Annotated in this window: 9 protein-coding genes; all 9 read right to left on the bottom strand. The window is 45.9% G+C overall.

The genetic code is table 11. From position 1 onward, the window contains the following. Nucleotides 1–212: 212 nt before the first annotated feature. The 9 genes from R8269_RS21960 to R8269_RS21920 are packed head-to-tail and all read right to left on the bottom strand — an operon-like array spanning nt 213 to nt 9,690. A complete protein-coding gene (locus tag R8269_RS21960) occupies nt 213–674 on the bottom strand; it encodes a hypothetical protein (RefSeq protein ID WP_005381184.1) in 462 nt (153 codons plus the stop codon). 3 nt (nt 675–677) lie between these two features. Then, nucleotides 678–1,901 carry a type II secretion system F family protein gene (locus R8269_RS21955; protein ID WP_005381186.1) on the bottom strand — a complete coding sequence of 408 codons (1,224 nt, stop codon included), beginning with the start codon at nt 1,899–1,901 and terminating at the stop codon, nt 678–680. 8 nt (nt 1,902–1,909) lie between these two features. Beyond that, complete coding sequence (locus R8269_RS21950; protein ID WP_005381188.1) at nt 1,910–3,634, bottom strand: GspE/PulE family protein; 1,725 nt, start codon at nt 3,632–3,634, stop codon at nt 1,910–1,912. After that, nucleotides 3,631–4,725, bottom strand: coding sequence for a tetratricopeptide repeat protein (locus R8269_RS21945; RefSeq protein ID WP_213970001.1), 1,095 nt, complete (start codon nt 4,723–4,725; stop codon nt 3,631–3,633). Before R8269_RS21945 ends, R8269_RS21950 begins: the two co-directional genes overlap by 4 nt. Continuing rightward, a complete protein-coding gene (locus R8269_RS21940; protein ID WP_005381192.1) occupies nt 4,722–5,567 on the bottom strand; it encodes an ExeA family protein in 846 nt (281 codons plus the stop codon). Before R8269_RS21940 ends, R8269_RS21945 begins: the two co-directional genes overlap by 4 nt. 44 nt (nt 5,568–5,611) lie before the next feature. After that, entirely contained in the window at nt 5,612–7,252 is a 1,641-nt protein-coding gene (mshL, locus tag R8269_RS21935) for a pilus (MSHA type) biogenesis protein MshL (protein ID WP_025767598.1), read from the bottom strand. A 20-nt stretch (nt 7,253–7,272) separates the two neighbouring features. Then, nucleotides 7,273–7,605, bottom strand: a complete 333-nt coding sequence (locus tag R8269_RS21930) for a hypothetical protein (RefSeq protein WP_005381196.1) — start codon at nt 7,603–7,605, stop codon at nt 7,273–7,275. Further along, nucleotides 7,598–8,248, bottom strand: coding sequence for a type II secretion system protein GspM (gspM, locus tag R8269_RS21925; RefSeq protein ID WP_005381197.1), 651 nt, complete (start codon nt 8,246–8,248; stop codon nt 7,598–7,600). The genes R8269_RS21930 and gspM overlap by 8 nt, the downstream gene beginning before the upstream one ends. Further along, entirely contained in the window at nt 8,245–9,690 is a 1,446-nt protein-coding gene (locus tag R8269_RS21920) for an MSHA biogenesis protein MshI (RefSeq protein WP_215810450.1), read from the bottom strand. Before R8269_RS21920 ends, gspM begins: the two co-directional genes overlap by 4 nt. Between the last annotated feature and the right edge of the window lies 1 nt (nt 9,691).

Genomic DNA, 9,691 nt, shown 5'->3' with positions numbered 1-9,691 from the left:
AACGGTTTGGGGCAGCAACGTTCACTAAAACTGACCGTGAAGTGGATACTGTATCTACCGCTTGAGCAGAATGACGATTCGCCATTATTCAGTTCATGCTGCAATGAGAAAAACACATTATTGTTTACCCTCTATTACAGCTTCTTACTTATGGTAATGATTGCATTATACCGACTTTCAATACCAATTATAGTGATTAGGTGTCAAAAAATTCACTCCGCCGACATTTCGACGTCTATTTTCAGTTGATTAGCTGTTGAAATAACTACAATCGACTGACCATTTTCATAAGTGTATTGACAGACATAACGATCAGTTTTGATGGCTCCACTGATATCTATTAACTTGTTGGTCATTATTTTACGTTGGGGGTAATGCACCGCTAGCCAATAACCACAATCTAATACACCTTGCTGAGTAAAGGGAGACACTAACCCGCCCTCAGTCATAGTAAGGTTTAAGCCATCCATCAGCATATGTTCTGGCTCGCCTTGTACTAGCCAAGCTTGACGATAACGCTGAACACTATCTTGCATCCAAACTCTCGCTAACTTCGCTCCAGTTACTTGTGCTTGCTCGGTCACAGGACGTAATTTGACCGCCAAACCCACCGCCATAATCGTAGCAATAACCCCAAACACAATAAGCGTTGCTCGGCTTTGATTTTCAACCACGCATTAGCCGCCTTTGATAATGTCGAGCATTCCCCACATTGGTAGGAAGATACCCAATGCCAGCACCATGACCATGCCTGCGACAATCACCAAAAGTAATGGTTCTATTCTTGCGGTCAGTGTTTTTAGATCGTAATCAACTTCTCGATCGTAAAAATCCGACACTTCCAGCAGCAACTCATCAATACGACCAGTTTCTTCCCCTACTGCAATCATCTGAATCACCAATGGGGTGAATATTTTGCTGTTGATGGCCGTCACTGAAATGGTGCTACCCGCTTCAATCGCGGACTTCATCTCAAGAATTCGGTTTTCTAAAAAACGGTTCCCTAAGGCTTCCCCGGCCAAAGCCAAAGACTGGTTAAGTGGCACCCCTGATTTCAGCATCAACGAAAAGGTTCTGGCAAAACGAGAAAGCTGCGCACGATTAACGATATCGCCTACAATTGGCAGCCGAAGCCGAAACTTATCGAACTTCTCCCGACCATCAGCCGTCGCCACCCACGCTCTGAACACCGTAAACGCTCCAATCATTGCCACAACCAGCAACACCCAATAATTAACAAAGAAATTAGAAGTCGCGATCAAAATACGCGTCGGCAATGGTAGCTCAACCCCAAAGCGCGTGAACATCGATGCAAACTCAGGGATCACCAAGATATTCAATACAAACATGGCGATGGTGATAAAGATAATGACAAACGTCGGATAACGCATCGCCGCTTTAATGCGTTTGCGAGTCTCAAGTTCCTGTTCGTAGTAATTCGCCAGTTGCAATAGCGCTTGGTCAAGCCGACCCGTATTCTCACCGACGTTGATCATAGAAACGAACAGTGGGCTGAATACTTTACTGTGTTGCTGCATCGCAGAAGACAAACCTCGGCCATTACTCAGTTCAGAAACGACATCTTCTAGCGCCTCTTTGAGCTGTTTGTTTTCGCAATTTTGCAACAAGCCACGCATAGAGCGCAGCAAAGGTACGCCAGCTTTAGTCAAACTAAACAACTGGCGAGAGAAAAGAATAATTACTTCCAACGGAATAGCAGGCACAAACAGCTTAGATAAGCTCACTTGGCTTTTTGCCGACTCTTTCTCTAAACGTACATTGAGCGGGATGACCCCTTTATTCATCAAAGCTTCCGCCGCAGCTTCTGAGTTCACTGCTTCGATTTTGCCGTTAGTGGATGAGCCGTCTAGCGTGCGGCCTTGATAACGAAAAGTTGGCATTCACTTACCTATATGAAAATGGGATCAGTCTTACCAGAAGCATCACCCTCACCTAGGGTCATCACTTCATCCAAACTGACGGTGCCTTGTAGCGCCAGTTCCATTGCAGAAGCAAGCAGTGGCTTATAGTTTTCTGAGCGGCGCGCGGCTTGCGCAAAGCCAACCGCATCATTGGCGCGCAATTTATCCATCATCTCTTGCTCAAGTTCGAGCATTTCAAACACACCGATTCGGCCTCGATAACCAGTCAAGTTACAGTTTTGGCAACCTGCGCCTTTATAAAAAATGGTGCTAACTTGATTTGGGAAACGCCCAGCTAACCACTGCTGGCGAGACTCATCTAAGTGGTCTTCTGTTTTACAATCTGGGCAAACTCGGCGCACAAGACGCTGCGCCACCACGGCTCTGACTGCACTAGCAACCAAGTAACCCGGCGCTCCCATATCGATCATACGTAACGCACTGTCGACAGCATCGTTGGTGTGGAGAGTACTCAATACTAAGTGACCCGTTAGTGCAGCTCGCAGACCAATTTCTACCGTCTCTTGGTCACGCATCTCACCAACAAGAATTATGTCTGGGTCTTGACGTAAAAAGGTTCTAAGGACACGCGAGAAAGTTAGATCGATCTTACTGTTAACCTGTACCTGAGTGATGCGAGGCAGACGATATTCAACCGGGTCCTCTGCTGTAATGATCTTTTTCCCAGGTTCGTTGAGCTCACTCAATGCACCGTAAAGCGTGGTGGTTTTACCGGAACCTGTCGGCCCGGTAACCAAAATCATGCCATGCGGACGCGCCAACTGTCGACGTAAGCGAGCAAGCAAGTCTGGCGGCAAGCCCGACTCTTCTAACGGACGCAAACCAGCGGACTGGTTAAGCAGACGCATTACTACAGATTCTCCGTACTGCGTTGGTAACGTCGACATACGAATATCAATTGATTGGCCACGAACTTTGATATTGAATCGGCCATCTTGTGGCAAGCGCTTTTCAGAAATATCTAGGTGTGCCATCAACTTCAGTCGAAGAACCAAAGCCGATGCAATATTCACTTCATTTAAGAGCGTTTCATGCAATACGCCATCAATACGCTGGCGCAAACGCAATACTTGATCGTCTGGCTCAATATGAATATCCGAAGCTCCAACCTGTACCGCATCTTCAAACATGGAATTAACCAGCTTTACAACGGTAACCTCTTCACTATCGGCTTCATCAATACCGTAATCAAAGCTTTGTACATCTTTATGCTCTTCATGCAGCTGCTCAGCAAAGGAGGCTATTTCTTTAGTACGGCGGTAATAGCGGTCAAAGCTTGAAATGAGCTGACGCTCTGAAGCCACAATGAACTCAAGGTTGTATTGGCCCAACAAGTTCATCAATGATTCTTGGATGAACAAGTCCGCAGGGTCACTCATAGCAACGCGCAGTGTGTCACCATTTCGAGCAACGACCATCGCACGTAAGCGACGTGCGTGTACCTCAGGTAGAATCTGCACGGCTTCGGCATCCACAGGCGCACGACCAAGATCGATCAGTGGCAAGCCAAGCTGCTGAGACAAGAAGTCCAACATCTGCTTTTCGGTAATAAAACCAAGGTCAATTAACGCATCCCCTAGCTTCTGCCCGGTACTGCGTTGTGCGTTTAGTGCTTGCTGGATTTGTTCTTCAGAGACGATACCTTCCTCTACCAGAAGATCGCCCAAGCGTTTTCTCAACTGAATTTTCATTGTGCGCTCTCCAACTCTTTCAAGATGCTCAAACGGTCACGGATAAATGCTTGCGATTGATTCGAAATGCCAACTTTACCCAGAGCTTGGTTGTAAGAGTTGATCGCGGTAGTAAAAGCCAGAGCACGCTCTTGTTGAATAGCCAAACCTAACCACCAGCGCGCGTTTTCCGGTTCACGCTGAGTGAGGAGTTGATAGCTCTCAAGCGCAATGTCATTTTGCTTGTGTTTTTGTGCCAATGCCGCACGCATCGCCAAGTAATCTCGACTTGGTACTGGAGGCAAATGAACAAGCGGGCTCAGCGCCGCTTCAGGTTGATTAGCTTTCACTAACAACTTAGACAAGGCCAAGCGGAGTACTTGGTTGTTCGTATCTAGGTTGATGCCTTCTTGAATAATCTCATATGCTTTACGCGTGTCACCTTTACCAAAGTACAACGCTGATAACTTTTGACGCGTGTCTGCATTCATTGGCTCATAACGCAACGCCTCGGCATAAGCCGATAACGCTGTTTGCATATCGTTAGCATCGAGTGCCTTTTCCGCTCGACTAACAGCCTTAAGGGAAAGCTGACGATGTGTAAGCTCAACCTGCTCAATACTCATTGAACTGTTTTCTGCTGTCGTGTGGGTTACGTGATCGTATTGTTCCTCGCTCGGCATCGTTGCTAACTGCGCGAGTAAAACTGAATCATCAGAGGCGATATTTATCTCAGATTTTGGCGTGAACCTATCAGTCTCTTGCATGTGAGGCTGTTGCGCGACCGGCTGTGTGGCTGGTTTAGTGTAAACCACTTGAGTTGTATCGGGCGTCATTTTACTCGTTGGCGAGTGAGTGCGCTCCGATGAAACAATTGGTGAGACATTCACAGACGACAATGGCATAGCATCGGTTTGAAATTGTGATAGCTCGCCTGAAGGGACAGGACCGCGAGAAACCGCCCAGCTTCCGACCGCAAGGCTTAACGAAAAACCGGCGACAAGCCAAAGCCAAGGTTTACTGCGTGAGACACTTGGAATCTCCGCACGAGTAAGCTCTGACGGCGATGTTTTTTCAGCAAGTTCTGATAATGCTTTATTGATGGCACTCAAGGTTGACTCCATCCCCAAAATACGGGTGTTTTAAACTTAGGTTTACGGGCATCAAACGTATCGTGCATAGCGGCGTAAACGTGATGATTTTTTAATAGTGTGCAACGATCATTAAATGCAGCAAGCAACGACTTGTGGCTAATTTGGTTTATCAAGCGCGGAATCCCCATGGATGAACGCCAAATCGCTTTTTTCTGTTCAATAGAAAAAATGTGCGCCCCATTGCCTGCTTTATCTAAACGATTATTGATGTAAGCCACGCCTTCATCGATAGAGAGAGGACGTAACTGGCAACTAAACGTAATGCGTTGACGAAATTGCCTTAGCTCATGGTTAGCTAATCTTTCATCCAACTCAGGTTGTCCGAATAACACCAATTGAATGAGCTTATCTTGTTCCGTTTCTAGATTGCCAAATAGACGCAATGTTTCTAAAGCTTGTGGGGAAAGAGCTTGCGCTTCATCAACGATCAAGACGGTTTTCTTTCCCAAGGCATGTACTTGAATCAAGTGCTCTTGAATGAGGGAAACGATACGCAGCGGATCATCGTTCTCGATACCCAACTCTCTGGCGACAGCAAACTGCAACTGCTCCCCATTCAACACTGGATTGGGTAAGTAAATAAGCTCAACTTCAGATTCAATCTGCTCGATCAGCTTACGGCATACCATGGTTTTTCCAGTGCCGACTTCTCCCGTCACCTTAATCACCCCTTCTCCCATTTGCACGGCAGCTAGGATGGTTTGGATCGCCTCATAGTGAGGGACTAACCCCAAGAACATTTCTGTATTTGGGGTTAACGAAAAAGGCTGAACTCGGAACCCAAAGTGTGACAAGTACATACTCGAATCACAAACCTATTGAAAAACAGAACCTTTCCCAGCGCTTATTGCGCATCTGGGAACCACTCTTGCAGCAGATCACGAGAGCGCTCTAGCTCTTTCTGCCAAGAGTTCACGCCAACTACGGTCGGTTTTAGCAAGATGACCAATTCTGTTTTCTCAGTTACGTTATTCACGTTGCGGAACAAATGCCCCAGTGCTGGTACATCGCCCAAAAATGGGACTTTAGAAACAAGCTCACGATTTTGCTGTTTCATCAACCCGCCGATAACCACAACATCGCCATCTTTAGCACGAATAACCGAGTCTGATTCACGAATAGAGCTTTTCGCTAATGGCAGTTGGATGTTTTGGAAATCTCCGCCCAAGTTCAATTGCTTCACTTCTTCCGTGACTTCAATAACTGCGGGGTGAACATGCAGGAACACATTGCCTTTGTTATCAATTTGCGGAGTCACATCGAGGGAAATACCCGAGAAGAATGGCGTCAGTTCCACTTCAGGAACTGCATTTGAGTTTTCACCGTTGCCTGCATTGCTCGATAGCTCGGTAACAAAGTACTCATCGGTACCCACTTTGATGACAGATTTTTGGTTGTTGGCAGCGGTAATACGAGGGCTCGAAAGGACGTTCAAGTCACCTTGCGTAGACATGAAGCTCAACACGGCATTGAAGTTACCATCCGAAATAGTCACGTTAGTTTGACCGCCCAATAGCGTGCCAATCGCATCCAATGGTGGTAATGTCGACGCAGGGCGGTTGACTACGATATTACCCGAGTTACCAATTGACGCCGATAAGTTTGACCAGTTGATGCCTTGTTGGTAGCCATCATTCAACGTCACTTCTAGGATTTTAGCTTCAAGAATGACCTGGCGCTGCATGCGCTCCTGCGATACACCTAAGAACTCGCGTACTTCGCGAATATCATCTGGAAATGCTCGAACCGTAATAACTCCCGCTTGTGGCGTTACAACCACACTTTGCCCTTTGCCTGAACCAATTAGATTCGCAACAGCTTGCTGCAGCATAGGCCAGAAGTCACTCTCAGTGATGGTTTCAATGCGTGTACCACCCGTAGATGTGGTCGAGCTATCGTTGTTGTTTCCATTGTTAGAGTCTGACGAGTCAGAACTGTCTGAGCTACCACCAGAATTAGACGTACCAGCCGAGGTTACAGAGCCCGTAACAATGCTGGTTAATGAGCGACCAGAACGCTTGAACTGCAGGTAATCGACTGGAATGGTCACAGTACGCATACCTGCTGGGTAGATTTGAATAACTTTGCCAGACTTCACCACGTCATAGCCATACATATTCTGTACGACATTCAGAACTTCATCCAATGTCACATCTGACAAGTTGACGGTGATATTACCTTGTACCGATGGGTGAATCGCCACGCTGTACTCAGTGCCTTTCACTAATGAGGCGAAAAAGCTTCTTGCATCGACCGCATTCGCCTGAATACGAAAACGCTTCGAGGTGCCTTGCTCTGATGCAACGTTCGAGTCTAAATTTGGCATTAAGTCTGCCTCAACAGAAGAAGGGATTTCTTCCAATGTGCGGCTGTTCGCTTGATTGATCGATTCATTGAGCGCTTCTTTAACTTCCACTGGATTCCGATGACCCATTGAACATCCCATTAAAGAAGCAATCGTTATTCCTACAACTAATTTGCGCATATCTGATCGGGCTCTGGTTATTATTGTTTTACGTTTAAATCAAAAAGCTCTAGGTCCCACTGACGGTTACCACGCTTTAAAGTTACAAATTCACTATTAATGCTCGCGACGCGATAACCCTTAAATAGCTCGCCTTTTTCGACAAGTTTGTTATCCATAATCGCGATACAATCAGTACTTGGCTTACACACAATACTGTTGAGCTTAGGCAGTCGGTACCGTTTAACTTTTGGTTTCGCTGACGTTTCAACCGCTGGCTTTTCCCAACCAAGTGGGGCCGTTGGGTCCTGGTTTGCCCAAGCGGTTCCTGCCGCTGCCATAACAAGCAATGAGATGATGAGTTTGTTAACCACCAATAAACTCCTCTCTAGATCCTAGTGTGTAGACTTCTAACACAAGCTTCGCTTTCGGGTACTCTTCGACTTTATAACTAAAGCTGCGCCAGTAATAACTCGCAGGAAGGCTCTCCAATTTATTCAGATAATTAGCAATAGAAAAATAGTCACCAGTCAGTTCCATACGAACAGGATGCACGTAGTAACCAGAGTATTGCGATGCTTCTTTATCTTCCGTTATTGGCTCAGATGGCAAGGTTTGCAGAGACAAAAGGTGAATGCCACTTTGCTGCTCCAACACATTTTCAAGCAGCTCAGCCATTTGCGAAGGTGTAATAAGATGCTCGATGATCTCCGCTAATTGCATCGAAAGATGCTGACTCTCAGCTAACAGATTAGATATCGCGCGATCAATCTCAGCATTTGGATCTTTCTTAAGTTGCGCCTGAATACGTAGCGTATCGATTTCAATCTTTTGATTGGCTTGCTTTAAATTACTTAGTTGCCTCTCATTACTGATGATCTCGTTAAGCTTTGGCTCCAATACCAGCGTAAAGAGCAACATGATCACGACAACTAAACCGCACAATGCGGTGAGCACTTTTTCACGCGTACTCATTTCGCCAAAGCGCCCTTCTAATGAGAGCCAGAATTCGTTCATTTCTCTTTATCCTCGCGCGTTTTTAGTTCAAACGTCACAATATCCTTATCATTTCGACCTATTTTGACGTCGTCAAACGTTCGGCCAACCAAGCTAATTTCATTTTTAAATTGGCTGACCCAATTTGGCACTGAGCTCGGTTTTTTCGCTAGTCCCTTCAGGTCTAAGGTATAGGTATTGATTCGAATTTCGGACAAAGAAATTTCTTGGTTTCCTAGCTTCGCTAATGATTGCATCACGCCAGAGTAACCCGTGCGTTGCGAGTCATCGTATTTCCCGACAGCTTTAAGCGAGTCTCGCTTCGCCTTGACTTCACGCTCTAAGCGGGCTTTAGCTGCCAGCTTATTATTGTCAGGTTGATGCTTACGTAGCTTGACTTGATAACGTTCAAGCTCTGACTTCATGATATCGCCTTTACTTTTTACAATAGCAATCTCATCTTCCAAACCGCTGCTCTGCCAAGTCACATAACCGTAAGAAAATAGAATTGCAGCCGCCGCAACGCCCCAAGATAACGCGATATTTTTTAGCGTCAGGAGCTCTTTTTTCGGCTTTAAGTAATCGGGATATAAGTTGACGCGTCGAGTATTTGAAGTAGCCGCAGTGTCAGCCAAAACATGTCCTGATAGCTCATGTTCTGGTGGTAATAACGGTGAAACCTTAGTACTTAAACGGTAGTTCAGAGCCTGAACAAGCTCGCTCTCATCCTCTTCATCGCAGCACACTTTCAATTGATGTAATTGCACGTGGCGTAACTGAGATGAAAGATAATCAATCGAACGTTGCAGTTCTAACGACAGACTGTCCATCTGTAAATCGCTAGACGGAACCCCCGTTAACGGTGGCGTCACACTGCGAATAGAGCGGTGGAACGCAATAGTATTTTCGACAAAAGCGCTTATACGGAAATGACCACGCACACTGCGTTGTAATAATAGGAAGTTTCCTAGTTCACCAGCAGTCTCTCCCCAAATATCGTCTTCAGGAAGAATGGCTTCTAATGGTAACTGGGCTCGACTGGCCAGTAACACAATCTTATCCAATATTTTTCGCGATAAGACGTATGCTTGCACTTTGGTTGAATTCGGTAACTCGACCGCATCGGCAATAATGTCGATAGCACGCTCAGAGATCAGTTCTTTCAACAAAAACGGTAATGCGGCTGGCCATTCTTGACGCGGCATGACCGGTTTGTCGATTTGGTACATCTGGTAATAGTTATGAGAAAGAATAACCGTTAATGAATCATACGCACTCGCTGCAACGCTCAATGCTTGCTCAACGGCTTTTTCCCAATTGGACTCAGAAATATCAAATTGGTATGGACGACTACTTTTGATTGAAGATGATAAATAAACGGCGTCTGGCTGAATAACCAAAAAGCAGGAGCGATCACCACTAGATGATCGCTTAAGCTTGTCGAATAGTGCTTTGAAATCCATG

It is taken from the genome of Vibrio sp. Vb0667, assembly GCF_033391095.1.
The sequence above is the reverse complement of the archived record's forward strand: the minus strand, read 5'-3'. Positions and strand labels throughout refer to the sequence as shown.